At 68.6% G+C, this 17,282-nt stretch carries 16 protein-coding genes; 4 read left to right on the top strand and 12 right to left on the bottom strand.

Going from position 1 to position 17,282, the window contains the following annotated elements; all coding sequences use genetic code 11:
- Positions 1–7 precede the first annotated feature (7 nt).
- The 7 genes from A5697_RS01205 to A5697_RS01175 form a co-directional block, all read right to left on the bottom strand.
- Positions 8–1,900 (bottom strand): ABC transporter family substrate-binding protein, encoded by a 1,893-nt coding sequence (locus A5697_RS01205; RefSeq protein ID WP_197500880.1) that lies wholly within the window; start codon positions 1,898–1,900, stop codon positions 8–10.
- 45 nt (positions 1,901–1,945) lie between these two features.
- The gene (gene typA, locus A5697_RS01200) at positions 1,946–3,835 is read right to left on the bottom strand and encodes a translational GTPase TypA (RefSeq protein ID WP_067946062.1); all 1,890 of its coding nucleotides are present in this window, start codon (positions 3,833–3,835) and stop codon (positions 1,946–1,948) included.
- A gap of 159 nt (positions 3,836–3,994) precedes the next feature.
- A complete protein-coding gene (narI, locus tag A5697_RS01195; RefSeq protein ID WP_068007229.1) occupies positions 3,995–4,726 on the bottom strand; it encodes a respiratory nitrate reductase subunit gamma in 732 nt (243 codons plus the stop codon).
- Positions 4,719–5,384 (bottom strand): nitrate reductase molybdenum cofactor assembly chaperone, encoded by a 666-nt coding sequence (narJ, locus tag A5697_RS01190; RefSeq protein WP_068007228.1) that lies wholly within the window; start codon positions 5,382–5,384, stop codon positions 4,719–4,721. The genes narI and narJ overlap by 8 nt, the downstream gene beginning before the upstream one ends.
- Positions 5,381–6,997, bottom strand: a complete 1,617-nt coding sequence (narH, locus tag A5697_RS01185) for a nitrate reductase subunit beta (protein WP_068007226.1) — start codon at positions 6,995–6,997, stop codon at positions 5,381–5,383. Before narH ends, narJ begins: the two co-directional genes overlap by 4 nt.
- Positions 6,998–10,693, bottom strand: a complete 3,696-nt coding sequence (locus tag A5697_RS01180) for a nitrate reductase subunit alpha (protein WP_068007222.1) — start codon at positions 10,691–10,693, stop codon at positions 6,998–7,000.
- A 391-nt stretch (positions 10,694–11,084) separates the two neighbouring features.
- On the bottom strand, positions 11,085–11,489 hold the full coding sequence (locus tag A5697_RS01175; RefSeq protein ID WP_067946052.1) for a (deoxy)nucleoside triphosphate pyrophosphohydrolase: 405 nt from the start codon (positions 11,487–11,489) through the stop codon (positions 11,085–11,087).
- 24 nt (positions 11,490–11,513) lie between these two features.
- Between A5697_RS01175 and A5697_RS01170 the strand changes: the two genes are divergently transcribed.
- The gene (locus A5697_RS01170; protein ID WP_067203848.1) at positions 11,514–11,798 is read left to right on the top strand and encodes a 4a-hydroxytetrahydrobiopterin dehydratase; all 285 of its coding nucleotides are present in this window, start codon (positions 11,514–11,516) and stop codon (positions 11,796–11,798) included.
- Here A5697_RS01170 and A5697_RS01165 read toward each other — a convergent pair.
- On the bottom strand, positions 11,795–13,111 hold the full coding sequence (locus A5697_RS01165) for a mannosyltransferase (RefSeq protein ID WP_067946050.1): 1,317 nt from the start codon (positions 13,109–13,111) through the stop codon (positions 11,795–11,797). The genes A5697_RS01170 and A5697_RS01165 overlap by 4 nt on opposite strands.
- A 146-nt stretch (positions 13,112–13,257) precedes the next feature.
- Here A5697_RS01165 and A5697_RS01160 point away from each other — a divergent pair, with 146 nt between their 5' ends.
- Complete coding sequence (locus A5697_RS01160) at positions 13,258–13,935, top strand: hypothetical protein (protein WP_067946049.1); 678 nt, start codon at positions 13,258–13,260, stop codon at positions 13,933–13,935.
- Positions 13,936–13,967: 32 nt separating this feature from the next.
- A complete protein-coding gene (locus tag A5697_RS01155) occupies positions 13,968–15,092 on the top strand; it encodes a hypothetical protein (protein WP_197500879.1) in 1,125 nt (374 codons plus the stop codon).
- A gap of 73 nt (positions 15,093–15,165) precedes the next feature.
- On the opposite strand, the gene A5697_RS01150 is transcribed toward A5697_RS01155, so the two are convergent.
- Both A5697_RS01150 and A5697_RS01145 read right to left on the bottom strand, forming a co-directional pair.
- The gene (locus tag A5697_RS01150; RefSeq protein WP_067277197.1) at positions 15,166–15,312 is read right to left on the bottom strand and encodes a DUF1059 domain-containing protein; all 147 of its coding nucleotides are present in this window, start codon (positions 15,310–15,312) and stop codon (positions 15,166–15,168) included.
- 28 nt (positions 15,313–15,340) lie between these two features.
- Positions 15,341–15,913: an HhH-GPD-type base excision DNA repair protein gene (locus A5697_RS01145; RefSeq protein ID WP_067946045.1), complete on the bottom strand. Its 573-nt coding sequence runs from the start codon at positions 15,911–15,913 to the stop codon at positions 15,341–15,343.
- Between the two features lie 112 nt (positions 15,914–16,025).
- Between A5697_RS01145 and A5697_RS01140 the strand changes: the two genes are divergently transcribed.
- Positions 16,026–16,559 carry a nuclear transport factor 2 family protein gene (locus A5697_RS01140; protein ID WP_067946081.1) on the top strand — a complete coding sequence of 178 codons (534 nt, stop codon included), beginning with the start codon at positions 16,026–16,028 and terminating at the stop codon, positions 16,557–16,559.
- A gap of 41 nt (positions 16,560–16,600) precedes the next feature.
- Here the strand turns inward: A5697_RS01140 and A5697_RS01135 are convergent, their stop codons facing one another.
- Together A5697_RS01135 and A5697_RS01130 are read right to left on the bottom strand one after the other, a co-directional pair.
- Positions 16,601–16,789 carry a DUF5302 domain-containing protein gene (locus A5697_RS01135; RefSeq protein ID WP_067946043.1) on the bottom strand — a complete coding sequence of 63 codons (189 nt, stop codon included), beginning with the start codon at positions 16,787–16,789 and terminating at the stop codon, positions 16,601–16,603.
- A gap of 36 nt (positions 16,790–16,825) precedes the next feature.
- The gene (locus tag A5697_RS01130) at positions 16,826–17,269 is read right to left on the bottom strand and encodes a PPOX class F420-dependent oxidoreductase (protein WP_067946041.1); all 444 of its coding nucleotides are present in this window, start codon (positions 17,267–17,269) and stop codon (positions 16,826–16,828) included.
- Between the last annotated feature and the right edge of the window lie 13 nt (positions 17,270–17,282).

Here is a 17,282-nt window from a genome sequence, read left to right as displayed (position 1 = left end):
ACGCGGGCTATGGCCCGGTCTTGATCCATTGGCCGGCGTCGCCGACGATGCCGACAGGCACCGCGCCCGACAGGCTGACGTTCTGCACGCTCGGTCCGGCGGCGACGATCGTGGTGTCCTGCAGGATCGGCAACACGGTCGACATGTTCCACAGCCTCGGCTCGACCGCCGTGATCACGTCGTTGATGCTCTTGGTGCCGTTCAGCGCGGCGTCGATGTTCGACTGAACGCTGCGATCGCAGATCCCGGTGAGGTTCGACGGCGCCTGCACCAAGGCGTTGGGGTCAGCCGGGCGGCTGGGCGGCGGTGTCGACGTCGGTGTGGTGGCGGAGGTGCCGGGCCCGGTGGTCGTCGGCCCGCCGGTCGCCGCAGGACTGGTGGTCGGCCCCGTCGATGCCGGTACCTGCGTCGCCTGCAGGGCCGGGCAGCCGTACCGCGACGCCAACCGCGTCGCCAGGTTTCCGCCCGCCTGGTGCCAGCCGACGATCGCGTCCACCTGGTTGTTGTTCAGCGCGTCGCGATACAGCGTCACCGGGTCCAGCGCCAGCACGCTGGCGGCGATGCCGACGTTGCGCAACTGGTCGGCCGCGGTGTTGGCCACCGCGACGGACGTCGGGTCGTTGACCGCGACGCCGATGACCAGCGCCAGCTGCTGACCGTCCTTGCTGATCCGGCCGCGGATGACCTCGGGCGGCGCGGTGTTCGTCGGCGTCGGCGCCGGAGACCCCGACGAGTTGCCCTCGACCTTGTATCCGGATCCCTCCAGCAACGCCAGCGCCGCCGGGGTCGTCATCGCGGGGGGCGCGGTCGGTTCGTAGCCGGGGTCGCTGGGGGCCCGGATCTGGGCCTGATCCAGCGTCACGGTGTTGTCGCTGCCCGCGCCCACCGCCGCCAGCAGGTCGACGTCGAGCAGCCCGAGGATCGCCTTGCGCACCTGCGCGTCGGACAACTTCGGCTCGTTGGCGCGCAGGGTCAGCTGCATGACCCGTGGCGTCACGATCCGGGCGGTGCGCACGTCGGGGATGGCGGACAGCTGCGCGAAGGCCGCCGATCCACCGTGCACCTGGGCCACCTGGGTGTCACCGTTGCGCACGGAATCGGCCAGCGCGGCCGGCGCCCCGGCACGCCGGAACAGGATGAGCGCGGGTTTGGCCGGTGATCCCCAGTAGCGATCGTTGCGGGCCACCAGGATCTCGTCGCGCTGCGGATCGATGCTCTCCACCCGGAACTGGCCGCCGGTCACCGGGAGCGCCCGGGCGAGCCCGGCCGCGAAACCGCCCGGCACGTCCTTGACGATGTGCGCCGGAAGGATGTTGCTGAACAGCTCCTTCCACGACGGATAGGGCTGGGCGAAGGTGACCACCGCCTGCTTGCCGCCTTCGAGCGACTGCACGCCGGTGATGAGGTCGTACCCGGCGGGATCGACGACGCCGGGCTGGCTGACCATCTGCCGCCACAGGTACCAGAAGTCGTCGGCGGCGATCGGGGCGTTGTCGGTCCACTGCGCCTCCGGCCGGATCTTGTAGGTCACCGTGAACGGGTTCTGGCTGGTGACCTCGGCCGACTCCAGCAGGGTCGGGTCCATCTCCCAGCGTGAGCCCGTCGGACTGCCGGGGTCGGGCACCGGCCGGAACGCGCTGGGCAGCACCAGCGCGCTGATCGCCGCGTTCACCGGGGACAGGTCGGACAGCAGGTGCGGGTTGAACCCGGCCCCGATCGAGTCGATGCCCATGATGATCTGGGTCGGCCGCGGCGGCGGCGGTGGCGAGTTGTGCGGGGTATCGGTGCTCTGTGGCGCCGGCGGGGGGTTGACCGTGCACGCCGCGAGCGCCAATCCGGCCAGCGAGACGACCACACCCACCGTCACGAAGAAACGGCGGACTCGTCTCGGCATGCCGATCAGGGTATCGAGCAGCTGCCCAGCAGCCCGCCCACGCACGCGCGATTAACCCCGGGCCTTGGCCCGCGCCCGGCTGCGGCCCCGGGTCGTGGCGTCCAGCTCCACCTTGCGGACGCGGACGATCTCCGGAGTCACCTCGACACATTCGTCCTGCGCACAGAACTCCATCGCCTGTTCCAGGTCGAGCTCGAGCGGCTTGGCCAGCGTCTCGATGACGTCCGCCGTCGACGACCGCATGTTGGTGAGCTTCTTCTCCCGGGTGACGTTGATGTCGAGATCCTCTGCGCGCGGGTTGATTCCGACGACCATGCCCTCGTAGGTGTCCTGACCGGGTTCGACGAAGAACTGGCCCCGGTCGGCGAGCTGAATCAGCGCGAACGGCGTGATGGTGCCGCTGCGGTCGGAGACCAGGGACCCGGTGTGGCGGGCCCGGATCTCCCCCGCCCACGGCCGGTAACCGTCGAACACGGCGTTGGCGATCCCGGTGCCGCGCGTGATGGTCAGGAAATCGGTGCGGAACCCGATCAGGCCGCGGCTCGGCACGATGAAGTCCATCCGGACCCAGCCCGCGGCGTGGTTGGTCATCTCCTCCATGCGGCCCTTGCGGGCGGCCATCAGCTGGGTGATCGCGCCGACGAACTCTTCGGGGCAGTCGATGGTCATCGCCTCGAACGGCTCGTGCAGTTTGCCGTCGATCGTGCGGGTCACCACCTGCGGCTTGCCGACGGTGAGCTCGAAACCCTCGCGGCGCATCTGTTCCACCAGCACCGCCAGGGCGAGCTCGCCGCGGCCCTGCACCTCCCAGGCGTCGGGCCGGCCGATGTCGACGACCCGGATGCTGACGTTGCCGACCAGCTCCTGATCAAGGCGGTTGCGGACCATGCGCGCGGTCAGCTTGTGGCCCGACACCTTGCCCGCCAGCGGCGAGGTGTTGGTGCCGATCGTCACCGAGATCGCCGGCTCGTCGACGGTGATCCGGGGCAGCGCGTGCGCGTGGTCGGGATCGGCCAGCGTGTCGCCGATCATGATCTCGGGCAGGCCGGCGACAGCCACGATGTCGCCGGCGATCGCCTCGTCGGTGGCGCTGCGCTCGACGCCCTCGGTCGCGAGCAACTCGGTGATCTTGGCGCCGGTGATGACGGGCAGCCCGTCGACCTCGCGCATCCACGCCACCTGCTGGCCCTTGCGCAGCTTGCCGTTGTAAATGCGGATCAGCGCGAGCCGCCCGAGGAAGGCTGACGCGTCGAGGTTGGTCACCAGCGCCTGCAGCGGCGCCTCGGGGTCCCCCGACGGCGGCGGAATGTGCTCCATCAGCACGTCGAACAGCGGGTCCAGGTTGTCGCCGGCGGGCACCTCGCCGTCGGCCGGCTGGGTGGTGCTGGCGACGCCGGCCCGGCCGGACGCGTACAGCGTCGGCAGGCCCAGCGCGTGCTCGGCCGCCTTGGCGGCCTCGTCGTCGAGGTCCGAGGCGACGTCCAGCAGCAGGTCGTGGCTGGCCTCCACCACCTCGGCGATGCGCGCGTCGGGCCGGTCGGTCTTGTTGACGACGAGGATCACCGGCAGGTGCGCGGCCAGCGCCTTGCGCAGCACGAACCGCGTCTGCGGCAACGGGCCCTCGGACGCGTCGACCAGCAGCAGCACGCCGTCCACCATCGACAGCCCGCGCTCCACCTCGCCGCCGAAGTCGGCGTGCCCCGGGGTGTCGATCACATTGATGACCGTCACCGTCCCGTCCGGGTTGTGGCGATGCACGGCGGTGTTCTTGGCCAGGATGGTGATGCCCTTTTCCTTCTCGAGGTCACCGCTGTCCATGATGCGTTCCTGGGTGTCGTCACCGCGGTGGTGCAGCGCCCCCGACTGCCGCAGCATCGCGTCCACCAGGGTCGTTTTGCCGTGGTCGACGTGGGCGACGATGGCGACGTTACGGAATGGCACGTCGGTGATTGTGGCAGCGCGGGGGTATCAAAGGCGAACTGGCAGGTGTGGCCCGCGCGCTGTCCGGTGTGCGTCCAGGGCGGCCCGCCGCGGCGGGTCGGCACCCTGGCGGCACACCGAAAGCCCTGGACGCACGCTCAACGGGCGACCGGGCGCCGGTCACCAACCCCGGCGGCGCGGCGCCGTACCGACCAATTCGCCCTTGGCCACCTCGTCGCGGCTGCGGTAGACGATGTAGGGCCGGAACAGGTAGGCGACGGGCGCGCTGAAGATGTGCACCAGCCGGGTGAACGGCAACAGCGTGAACAACCCCATGCCGATCAAGGAGTGCAGCTGGTAGTCCAGCGGGGCGTTGATCATCACCTCGCCGTGCGGCTGGAAGATCCAGATCCGGCGGAACCACAGCCCGACCGTGTAGCGATAGTGGAACTCGCCGCCGTGCGGCCCGGTGCCGATCAGGTCGCAGTACAGCCCCACCACGATGGCCAGCACCAGCACCACATACATCACCTTGTCGCTGCGGGTGGTGGCCATGGACACCGCGGGGCGGGTGAACCGCCGATAGATCAGCAGCCCGATCCCGGCCAACGTCGCGAGGCCGGCGATCGACCCGGCGATGACCGCCTGCAGATGGTAGGCGTGATCGCTCAACTTCAACATGTGCGTCACCCGCGGCGGGACGAACAGGCCCATCACGTGGCCGGCGAAAACCGCCAGGATGCCGAAGTGGAACATCGGACTGGCCACCCGCAACAGCCGCGACTCGTAGATCTGCGAGGAACGCGAGGTCCAGCCGAATTTGTCGTAGCGGTACCGCCACCAGGTGCCGACGACCAAAACCGTCAGCGTGACGTAGGGCGCGATGTCCCAAAACAATACGTTGCTAAACACCTGGCGCTCCTTCGCGTCGGGGCGGCACGGTCAAGTTAAAGGGTTGCAGCCCAACGGCTTCCGCGGGTGGCCCGGCTTGCGCCAGGCGCTCGGCACGGCGCACGTCCTGGTCGGTCGCGGCGGGCAGTGTCGCGCATACCGCCGCCACGGTCGGCTCGTAGGGCGAGTTCGCGTCGGCGAGGGCGCCCCGCAAGACGTCGATGGGGACGCGGTGCTCGCTGAGCAGCCGCCGCCCCACCTCGGGATCGACGGTGGCGGCGAACTCGAGCACGACGGGCAGGTGATCGGGCGCCTCGGCGCGCGGCGGCGGCACGCCCGCTTCCCGGTAGGCGGTGGCGAATTCGACCATTTCCCGGCCGCGGTTGCGGGTATCCCCGGCGGTCCAGTACGTCAGGTACATCGTGCAGTGGCGCCGCATGTCGAATGTCGCGACGTAGTCCATCGCGGCGGCCATCGGCTCGCGGGCGCGCAGCGCGGCCGCCGTCTGTCCGAGCAGCGTCGCCTCGGGCCCGTCGATGTGGCTGAGCAGCTCGTCGACGGTGTCCAGCCGCGCCGCCAGCTCGTCGTCCGGGTAGGCCAGCAGCAGCGATGCCGCCTGCCAGACCAGTCGGTCCTGCAGGGTGTTGGCGCGTCCGCGGCGCCCGGCCAGCAGCCTCATCGGTTCTGCTCTTCGGGAAACATTCCGGCGGGCACCTGGCGCCCATCCCAGTTCAGCAGGTTCACCCGCGCCCGGCCGTTTCCGGCCGCCTCCCCGTCCGTGTGCTTGAGCGCGTGGAACGTCTCCACGGAAACGGGTACCGGGTCGCCCGACTCGTACATGCCCGGGCCGCCGTCGCCCGTCAACGAGCAACCCATCTGTTCGAGATCGCGGGCCTGCGGGCTGAACGCGGTCGGAATGACGTAGCGCTCTTCGTATTTGGCGATGGCCAGCAGCCGGTACATCTCGTAGATCTGCTCTTCGGTCATCCCGACGGATTGCGGTATGTGCGGCTGGGTTTCGCGCCCGAGATTGATGTCGCGCATGTAGGAGCGCATCGCCGCCAGCCGCCGCAATACGCCCTCGACCACGGCGGTGTCACCGGCGGTGAACAGTTCGGCCAGGTACTGCATCGGGATGCGCAGGGCGTCCAGCGCGCCGAACAGGTTGCCGAGGTCCTCCCCGTCGTGACCGTCGCGGCTGACCGCGTCGACCACCGGCGACAGGGGCGGGATGTACCAGACCATCGGCATGGTGCGGTATTCAGGGTGCAGGGGTAGCGCGACCTTGTAGTCGTTGATCAGCGCGTGCACCGGGGAGCGTTGGGCCGCCTCGATCCACTCGTCGGAGATGCCCTCCGCGCGCGCGGCCGTGATCACCTCGGGATCGTTCGGGTCCAACAGGATTCGGCGCTGCGCCTCGTAGAGGTCGGTTTCGTTCTCCACCGACGCCGCCTCGAGCACCCGATCCACGTCGTAGAGGACCAGGCCCAGATACCGCAGCCGCCCCACGCAGGTCTCCGAACAGATGGTCGGCAGCCCGACCTCCATCCGCGGATAGCACAGCGTGCACTTCTCGGCCTTGCCCGTCTTGTGGTTGAAATAGACCTTCTTGTAAGGACATCCGGAGACGCACATCCGCCAGCCCCGGCAGCGGTCCTGGTCGACCAGCACGATGCCGTCCTCGCTGCGCTTGTACATCGCACCCGACGGGCATGACGCCACGCAGGAGGGGTTGAGGCAGTGCTCGCAGATCCGGGGCAGATAGAACATGAAGGTCTCTTCGAGCGCGAGTTTGACCTCCTCGCCGACCTTCTTCAAAATCGGGTCGCCCGCCAGGATCTCCGGCGACCCGGCCAGGTTGTCGTCCCAGTTCGGGCCCCAGGAGATCTTCATCCGTTCGCCGCTGATCTGACTCTTGGGCGCGGCGGTCGGGAAGGTGTCACCCGCGGGTGCGGTGGTCAGGTTCTCGTAGTCGTAGGTCCAGGGCTCGTAGTAGTCGTCGATGAGCGGCAGCCGCGGGTTGGCGAAGATGCGCAACAACTTGTGGAAGCGGCCGCCGTCGCGCAACCGCAGCCGGCCCTTCTTGTCGCGTATCCAGCCGCCGCGCCACCGCTCCTGGTCCTCGTAGGTGCGCGGATAACCTTGCCCCGGCCGGGTTTCGACGTTGTTGAACCACACGTACTCGGTGCCGGAACGGTTGGTCCATGCCTGCTTGCAGGTGACCGAGCAGGTGTGGCAGCCGATGCACTTGTCGAGGTTCATCACCATCGCCAGTTGGGCCATGACCTTCATCTAGTAAGTCACCTCCTGGCTGCGGCGGCGCACCACGGTGACCTCGTCACGCTGGTTGCCGGTCGGTCCCATGTAATTGAACGCGAACGCATGCTGGCCGTAGCCCCCGGCGAGGTGACTGGGCTTGATCCGAACGCGGGTCAGCGCGTTGTGATTGCCGCCGCGTTTGTTGTTGGTTTCGGTGCGAGGTGTGTCCACCGTGCGTTCCTGCACGTGGTAGACGAACACCACACCGTCGGGCATGCGGTGGCTGACGATGGCCCGGCACACGTAGATGCCGTTGGCATTGACGGCCTCGACCCAATCGTTGTCGCGGACTTTGAGTTTGGCCGCGTCGCCGGGGCTCATCCACATCGTCGGCCCGCCCCGGGACAACGACAGCATGTAAAGGTTGTCCTGGTAGGTGGAGTGGAACGACCACTTCGAGTGCGGTGTCAAATACCTTACGGTGAGGCCGATTCCGTCTTCGGTCGGGCCGAGCTCGGGCTGACCGAACAGCCGCGTCATGTCCAGCGGCGGACGGAACACGGGCAGGTGCTCGCCGAGTTCCTCGACCCAGTCGTGGGCCAGGTAGAAGTGCATCCGGCCGGTCAACGTGTGGAACGGTTTCAGGTTTTCGATGTTGATGGTGAACGGCGCGTAGCGACGCCCACCGGTTTCGCTGCCCGACCATTCCGGGCTGGTGATCACCGGGACCGGGCGCGCCTGGGTGTCGGCATAGCTGATGCGCCGCTCCTCGCTGCCCTCGGCCAGGTGCGCCAGCCGTTGACCCGTTCGCTTCTCCAGTTCACGGAAGCCCTCGACCGCGAGCCGGCCGTTGGTGGTCCCGGACAGCAGCAGCAGCACGTCGGCCATCCGGGCGGCGGTGGTGATGGCCGGACGCCCCGCCGCCGCACCGGAATTCATCACGCCGAACTTGGCCGCCAGTTCCTCGACCTCCCGGAACGGGTGCACGGTGATGCCCTTGGTGGTCAGGCCGAACGTCTCCACGAGCGGGCCGAGGGTCTGCCACTTGTCATAGATTGCGCCGTAGTCGCGTTCCACCACGGTGAGCCTGGGCATGCTGCGCCCGGGCACCGGCGTCGCTCCGGTGTGCAGCCAGTCTTCTTCGGTGCCATCGGGATAGGCCATCGCGTCGGGGGTGTCGTGCTGCAGCGCCGTGACGACCACGTCGCTGCGGGTGCCCAGGTGACGCTTGGCCAGCGCGCTGAAGGCGCGGGCGATCGCGCCGAAAGCCTCGAAATCCGAACGGGTTTCCCAGGGCGGATCGGTCGCGGCGCTGAACGCGTGCACGTACGGGTGCATGTCCGTGCTGGAGATGTCGGCCTTCTCGTACCAGGTCGCCGCCGGGAGCACGATGTCCGAGACCAATGTCGTCGAGGTCATTCGAAAATCGATCGACATCATCAGGTCGAGCTTGCCCTCGGGGATGTCCCCCTCGCACACCACGTCAGCGGGCGGCGTGCCGTCGGCCGGCGGCTCGGCCTGCACGTTGGAGTCGGTGCCCAGCAGGTGGCGCAGGAAGTACTCGCCGCCCTTGCCCGACGACCCGATCAGGTTGGCCCGCCACACCGTAAGCACCCGCGGCCAGTTGACCGGATTGTCGGGATCGGTGACCGAGAGCTTGAGCTTGCGGTCGCGAAGCTGCTCGGCGACGTAGTCGGCGACGTCGCGGCCGGCGTCGCGCGCCTCGTCGGCGACGTCCAGGCTGGACCGGTCGAACTGGGGGTAGAAGGGGCTCCAGCCCATCGCCGTAGCGGAGGCCAGCAGATCCATCGTGTGCTTGCCGGCGAACCGGCCGCGACCCAGTGGGCTGGCAAGCTTGTCGGCCGCGTAGCCGTCGTAGCGCCACTGGTCGGTGTGCGCGTACCAGTAGGACGCACCCGGCACCTGCCGGGGCGGGCGCACCCAGTCCGTCGCCATCGCCATCGTCTGAAATCCGGTGAGCGGACGCACCTTTTCCTGGCCGACGTAATGGGCCCAGCCGCCGCCGTTGCGCCCCATCGACCCGGTCAGCATCAGCAGCGCGAGCACCGCCCGGTAGATGGCGTCGCCGTGGAACCACTGGCAGATCCCGCTGCCCATGATGATCATGGACCGGCCACCGGATTCCTCTGCGTTGCGGGCGAATTCCTTCGCGACGCGGATGGCCTGCGCGGCCGACACGCCGGTGATGGTCTCCTGCCACGCGGGGGTGTTCTGCTGGGTCGGGTCGTCGTAACCGGTGGGCCATTCGCCGGGCAATCCCGGCCGGGCCACGCCGTACTGGGCGAGCATCAGGTCGAAAACGGTGCACACCAAGTGCTTGCCGACGCGGCGCACCGGGACACCGCGCGCCACGGTGGCGCCCTCGCCGTTGATCGTGTCGAAGCTGGCCAGGTGCACCAGCGCGGTGTCGTCCTCGCCGTTGCCGTGCGCATCCCGCACGCTGAGCGCCGGCACCAGCGCGCCGAGGTCGAGGTTCCACTTACCGACGCCGTCCTCGCCGTAACGGAATCCCAGTGAACCGTGCGGCACCACCACCGAGTCGGTGGCCTCGTCCCACACCGCCGGTTTGAGCGCCGCGTTCTCGACCGCCTCGCCGAGATCTGCCGCCGTGAGGTTCTTCCCCGGCACCAGCATGTCGCCACGTTCTTCCAGCTTGATCAGGAACGGCAGGTCGGTGTAGCGACGCGCGAAGTCGGCGAAGAACGGAACCTGCTTCTGCACATAGCATTCCGAAAGAATGACGTGCCCCATCGCCATCGCCAACGCCCCATCGGCGCCGGCCGCGCACGGCATCCACTCGTCGGCGAACTTGGTGTTGTCGGCGTAGTCGGGGCTGACCGTCACCACCTTGGTGCCGCGGTAGCGGGCCTCGGCCATCCAGTGCGCGTCGGGGGTTCGGGTGATCGGCACGTTGGAGCCCCACATCATCAAATACGAAGCGTCCCACCAGTCTCCGGATTCGGGGACGTCGGTCTGATCGCCGAACACCTGCGGCGAGGCCACCGGCAGGTCGGCGTACCAGTCGTAGAACGACGTCATCGGGGCGCCGATCAGTTCGAAGAACCGCGACCCCGCGGCGTAGGACACCATGGACATCGCCGGGATGGGTGAGAAGCCGGCGACCCGGTCGGGACCGTAGGTCTTGATGGTGTGCACGTGGGCGGCGGCGATCAGCTCGGTGGCCTCGGCCCAGGTGATCCGGATCAGTCCGCCCTTGCCGCGGGCGCGCTGATAGCGCCGTCGACGTTCGGGGTCCGCCTGAATGTCGGCCCAGGCGAGCACGGGATCGCCGAGGCGCGCCTTGGCTTCCCGGTACATCTCGACCAGCACGCCCCGGGCGTACGGGTACCGCACCCGGGTGGGCGAGTAGCTGTACCAGGAGAACGATGCCCCGCGCGGGCATCCGCGCGGCTCGTATTCCGGCCGGTCCGGGCCCACCGATGGGTAGTCGGTTTGCTGCGTTTCCCAGGTGATGATCCCGTCCTTGACGTAGATCTTCCAGGAGCAGGAACCGGTGCAGTTGACCCCGTGGGTGGAACGCACCACCTTGTCGTGACTCCACCTGTCGCGGTAGAACACGTCGGCCTCGCGGCCGCCCCGCCGCGTCACCGTGCGCAGGTCGGCCGAGAACTCGCCGGGTGTGAAGAACCGCCCGCTGCGTTCCAGCAACTCCTCGAGCGCTCCACCAACGTGTGGTGTGAGAGTCAACAGGTACCCCTTCTACTCCGTATCACTGCGTCGTAGCCGGGCCGTCGCTTCGACCCCAGATGCGTCGTGTTGGGCGCCGGCCCGTCGCTGCATCCGCCCGCGCCATGCCGCGTCGGGGGCGCCATCGATGTCGGGGGCCCGGAGCACGCACCAGCATCGGGTGCGGGAGAAGGGCCTATCACCTCCGCCGTACGCGGCCTGTTAACGAAAATCCGTCTGCTCAGCATGGGTTTTGCGGACCAGATGCGTCCGGCGCGGATGACGGGTCGCCGCCGGCACGCACTCCAGGTCAAGTCGTTTACTACAAGTTCACGTTGGGTTTATATCTCCAAGTTCACCCTCGTGACCTTCTGCGGCGCTGAATGTCAGCTGCCGAAAGGCTGTGGACTTGTTATGAGACCCCGCCGGCCAGCGTCCGTACCAGGTCAGCGACCCAGGCGCGGTCGGCGGGCACCCAGTCGACATCGGCCAGCTCGGCCGCCGTCACCCAGCGCACCGCCCGGTGGTCACGGGCGTGCGGTTGGCCGCCGAGCAGGTCCACACGGTAGGCGCGCAGCGTCATGCCGTCCAGCGCGATGTCGTCGCCCAGGCGGTCGCCCACCGCGACGTCGCCGGCGGTCACACCCAGCTCCTCGGCCAACTCCCGGGCCAGCGCCTCGGGCTCGGTCTCACCCGGCGCGACCTTGCCGCCGGGCAGCTCCCAGCGTCCGGCCAGCTCGGGCGGCCGGACGCGCTGCGCCACCAAGACACTGGCGCCGCGGATGACCGCCCCGGCGACGACGATCTGGGTCGGCATGGCCAGACGGTATACGGTCGAGACATGGCTGTGTTAACGGATGAGCAGGTGGACGCCGCACTGCCCGATCTCAACGGATGGGAGCGTGTCGACGGCGCGCTGCGCCGGTCGATCAAGTTCCCGAGTTTCCTGGCCGGCATCGACGCGGTGCGCCGGGTCGGCGAGCACGCGGAGAGCAAGGACCATCACCCGGATATCGATATCCGTTGGCGGACAGTTACTTTCGCTCTGGTCACGCACTCCGAGGGGGGCATAACCGAGAAGGACGTGGCCATGGCCCACGACATCGACGGGATCGTCGGGAGCTAGCCCTCCGACGTCGCCCGGTCTTCGACCGTCACGCCAGCGCGACCTTCGGGAGAGCGGTGACCGGCGGCGGCGATCCAGGCCAACGTCGCCACGGCCGCCACGATGTAGATCAGGCCGGCCCACGCCAAGTACCACGGCCGGCTGATCTGCCAGATGGTCGGCTGAGCGAAGAGCAGCAGCCACGGCACGCCGACGATGGTCAGCGCAAGCCAGCCCCACCCCACGATCCGGGCGCCGCGCCGCTCGCGCAGCGGCCCGTGAATCGCCCAGATCATCAGCGGTACCAGCCATACCCAGTGGTGAGTCCAGGAAATCGGCGACAGCAGCAGCCCGAACAACTCCACCACCAGCAACTTGCCCAGCCGATCGGTCGGGTCCAGCACCCGCCAGGCCAGGACGGCCAGCACCGCGGTGACGGCAATGGCGGCCAGGACCGGCGGGCCGAAGCCGGCGTCGTGGCCAAGGATCCGGGAGATGCCGCCGCGCCAGGATTGATTGATCGACGTTGCGATGGGGCCCACGCGATGCGCGTCGCCCAGCAGTTTCGTGAAGTAGTAGCGCGTCTGGTCCCCGGCCACCATTGCCGACACGCCGATGGTGGCCACGAAGACCACGAAGGAGAACGCCGCCGCGGCCCACCGCCGGACGCCGAGCAGGTAGACACCGGCGATCGCGGGCGTCAGCTTGATTCCGGCCGCCACGCCGACCAGCAGCCCCGACAGCCACCACCGCGTCGTCAACACGGCCAGCAGCACCCCGAGCATCAGCAACACGTTGACCTGCCCGTAGTCGAACGTGCTGCGCAGCGGCTCGATCCAGATCGTGACGGCCGTCCACGCCATGGCCATGCGTCGCCCGTCGGCCCCGGCCGCCACGCCGATCAACCGCTGGCTGATCCGGATCGCGGCGTACAGCGCGGCCATCGTCGCGACCTGCCACGCGAAGGCGACCACGCGGAAGGGCAGCAGGCTCAGTGGGTAGAACACCACCGCCGCGAAGGGCGGATAGGTGAACGGCAGCGGGAAGTTCGGCGTCTGATCGGCGTAGACGTAGCTGTACAGCGTGCCGGGATGGTCAAGCGCGGCGGCGCCACCGAGGTAAACGTGCAGGTCGACGAAGTTCGCACCGTGGGGCGACAGATATGTCCAGCCGAGCCGCGCGGCGACACTGGCGACTAGCAGCGCGGGTGCCGCCGCCCGAAGCAGACTCGCGAATCGCCGGCGCGGGGGTGCCGCCGGGGTGGCCGAAGTGGTGTCTATGCGCCCGACTTTAGCGATCCGGGGGGCGTGAGCGGCACCAGTTGCCCTCGTCACCGCCAACGGTCCTGGTCGACGGGCGTTCGGTCACCGCCGTCACTCGTATCAATAACGATCAAATAAATGCCACACGTGTCACTTGAGTCCCATCAGTATCAACGTAACTTCGGCGGCGGACCCGTTTTCCACAACCAGGGAGAGTCATGCCAACCATCTGGACTTACATGCGTGCAGCGGCCGTCGTCGTCGGTTCGTCCGCAGCCCTACTCACGGGCGGTATCGCCCACGCCGACCCCGTGCCGGCTCCGCCGATTCCGAACATTCCGCAGCAGCTGATCAGTTCGGCGGCCAACGCGCCCCAAATCCTGCAGAACCTCGCTACCGCCCTGGGCGCCACCCCGCCGTCCGCGCCGGCCGCTCCGGGCATCACCTTCCCGGGAGTTCCGTCGGCCGCGGCGACGTCGCCGGCGAATCCCGCGTCGAGCATCCCCTCGATTCCCGGTCTGCCGCAGGCGGCTACGCCCTCGGCGCCGTCCGCCCCGTCGGCCACGCAGGGCCTGCAGGGGTTGATCCCGGGCCTGGGACAGACGGCACCCGCGGCGCCCGCCGCACCGGCCACGTCGTCCATCCCCGGACTGCCGGCCATCCCGGGGCTGTCGACGCCGACCGCCCCCGCCACCCCGCCGGCCCCGCAGATTCCGCAGGCGAAGGTCGACATGCCGGCGTTCCTGCCCAATCTGCCGGTCAACATGCCCGCGCAGATGACCCTGCCGCAGGACCTGCCGGCACTGGCCGGGGCTCCGGCGGCGCCTGCCGCACCCGCGGCCGCACCGGCAACCGGGGCCAACCCGGTAGCGCCGCTGCTCGCGGCCCTGCCCTGATTAGTTAACCCCGACAGCAAAGCCACCCCCTACTGACCGGAGGACACACCGTGGCAACCACTTGGAATCTGTCCAAAGGATTGGCCGCTGTCGTGACGGCATCGGCTGCCGCGTTCGGGTTCTGCCCGAGCGCGGCAGCCGAACCGGCGACACCGCAACCCAACTCGACTCAAGAACTTCCGGGCCTGCCGGCGTTATCGCAGCTGAGCCCGATCATTCAGCAGGCGGCTACCAACCCCGGGCAGGCGACACAGCTGCTCATGGCCGCAGCGCAGGCCTTCAGCCACAACCAGGGCGCGCCCACCGAGTCCCGGAATGTCGCCCAGTCGGTGAATCAATTCCTGTCCCAGCCGGGCTCCCCCGAACCCGGCACCGCCCTCCCGGACGGCGCGCCGGTGCCGCATGTACCCGCGGCGGGCGTCGAACCGGGCGCCCAGTCACACCTGCCGACCGGCATCGACCCGGCCCACGCCGCCGGCCCGGGACCGGCCGCGGCCCCGTCGGCCGCGGGCGTCGAACCGGGCGCCCAGTCACACCTGCCGACCGGCATCGACCCGGCCCATGCCGCCGGCCCGGGACCGGTGGCGGCCCCACCGGTGACCGCGCCGCCGGCTTCGGCGCCGGCCGCGGGCACCGTCGCACCCGTTGCGGCTCCCGTGCCGGCGCCTCCCGCTTCGGCCGAGGCTCCACCGGCCGCGGCTCCCGCACCCGCCGCGGCGCCGGCGGCGGCTCCGGGGTTCGGCCCGGACGCTCCGCCCACGCAGGACTTCATGTATCCCTCGATCGGCACCAACTGCCTGGCCGACGGCACCAGCGCGATCGCCACCGCGCTATCGGTGGCGGGCCCGGCGAAGATTCCGACTCCCGGGCCGGGCCCCGGGCAGACCGCCTATGTGTTCACCGCCGTCGGCACCCCCGGGCCGGCCGAGGTACAGAAGCTGCCGTTGAACGTCACGTGGGTGAACCTGACCACGGGCAAGTCCGGGACGGTCGCGCTCAAGCCGCGCACCGACATCAACGGCGACGGGCCGACGACGCTGACCGCGATCGCCGACACCGGGTCGGGCAGCATCATGTCGACCATTTTCGGGCAGGTCACCACCAAGGAAAAGCAGTGCCAGTTCATGCCCACGATCGGCTCCACGGTGGTGCCGTAGGGCCAGCACTATTCCCCGCCCCGAGCGCGCGTGTCCCCATCCGGGCACGCGCGCTCGGCGTTTGGTCAGACCGTCAGTACGCCATGAACAGGATCGCGTCGCGATCGTATTCGAGACCCGGATGATCGCTGGCGAGATGAGCCTGGGTCAGCTCGACCAGCTCGTCTTCGTCCTTGCCGACGATGGCTTCCCCGCACGGACACGTCAGGTGTGTCTTCATGTTGCCGCCCTTCCCTTCTGGTGACCTACTACTTGGCCGCCTTGGCCGCGGCCTTCATTTGCTTCTTGTAGGAACGCACTTTGCCCATCGATTGGGCGTCGACGATATCGGCGACGGAGATGTGCGTGCCGGCCTTGCCGAACTGCCCGGCCGCCTCACGCCAGCCCTTGACCGTGACGCCGTACTGCTTGCCCAGTAAAGCCAGGAAGATCTGCGCCTTGACTTCGCCGAACCCGGGCAGCCCCTTGATTCGCCGCAGCAGCTCCTCGCCGTCGGGGTCCCCGGCGGTCCACAAGCCGGCGGCATCGCCGTCGTAACGGTCCACGATGATCTGGGCCAGGGTCTGGATGCGTTTGGCCATCGACCCCGGAAAGCGGTGTATCGCAGGCTTTTCCGAACACAGCGCGGCGAACTTGTCGGGGTCGTACTCGGCGATCTCGTGAGCACCGAAGCTGCCCATCCGGTCCGCGATCTTCTTGGGCCCCGAGAACGCCGTCTCGAAGGGCACCTGCTGATCGAGCACCATTCCGATGAGCAGGGCCAACGGGTCGTCGTCCAGCAGCGCGTCGGCCTCAGGATCTTGAGCGAGCCAAAGTTTCACCGTCAATGACCAGCCTTTCCGTTGAACACCCTAAAACCCGTCACCTATGTGTTGAGAGACTACCTATCAGAGAGGCGCTTACGGCCGGCGAACAACCAGGGAGTTGGGTGACGTGGTGGTGGACGAGGCCCGCGTGGCGCTGATGCTGGACCGCGACGAACTGCATCAGCTCGTCACCGCCTACTGCCGGGCCGTCGACCGCGCCGACTACGACGCCCTGCGCAGCCTGTACCACCCCGAGGCGACCGACTCGCACGGCTCGTTCTCCTCGGGCGGCGTCGAACAATTCATCGCCCAACTGCAGGCCGCGGAACCGTATGTGCGTGTCTCCCAACACAACATCACCACGACGAACTTCGTGGTCGAGGGCGAACAGGCCCGCGGTGAGATCTATTGCCTGGTGTTTCATACCTTCGCCGGGCCCGACCACGACCTAGACGTGATCATCGGGGGCCGGTACCTGGACACCTACACCAAGCACGACGGCCGCTGGAAGTTCCGTGAACGCACCATCGTGGCGGACTGGGCCTACCAAAACGACCCGTCCCAAGTGAACTTCGGACACCCCAGCACCCGGGGCAGTCTGCGCGGCGAGCCCGGTCAGGCCGACCCTTCGGTCAGCCATTTCACACCGCCGGACGGCTGACCCGCCAAAGTGCTTGGCGCGCAACGGGCGACGGGCGACCGTCAGCCGCTCTTGCGGCGGAATTCGCGGCGGTTCTCCACCGGGCCGTGCGCGCGAGTCTGCTTACCGCCGGCACTCTTGTGGTCGGACCCGCCCGAGGACTTGGCCATCTTGCGGTCGAGGGCTTCCCGGAACTTGCGCTTGTTGTCGTCGTCCGATTCCGGCGCCTCGGAAGACTTCGATTCAGCCATACCGGCAGCCTAGCCGGGAATCCCGTAATCGGGCGGCTACCGCACTCCGGGCGGCATGCCGTACACGTGCGAGATCGGCAGGGTCAGCAGCACTCGCCGATCGGTGACCATCGCCTCGCGGAACTCGTCCCAATCCGGGTGCTCGCCGGCGATGTTGCGGTACAAGGCAATCAACGCTTCGACGGTGTCGTCGCCGGGGGCGGCCGCCGGCGGCGTCAGGATCGCCGTGCCCTCCGCCACCGCGTACGACCACCCGTCGTCCGCATCGACGAGGATGGACGCCCGCGGATCGCGGCGCAGGTTGCGCGTCTTGGCCCGCGGCTCGGTGATCGACACCCGCACCGCCAAGTCGCGCGGGTCGAAGTGGTAACTCACGTTCGACAACTGCGGGCGCCCGTCGCGCTTGATGGTGGCCAGCACTCCGAGAGAGTTTCCACTGATCACGGCCAGCAGCTTGTCGTCGAAGACTTGGCGTCCCATGGAAGAAAGCCTA

This window comes from Mycobacterium sp. E3251, assembly GCF_001666835.1.
Classification (GTDB): Bacteria; Actinomycetota; Actinomycetes; order Mycobacteriales; family Mycobacteriaceae; genus Mycobacterium.
Note: the sequence above shows the minus strand (reverse complement) of the source record. Positions and strands in the feature narration are given on the sequence as shown.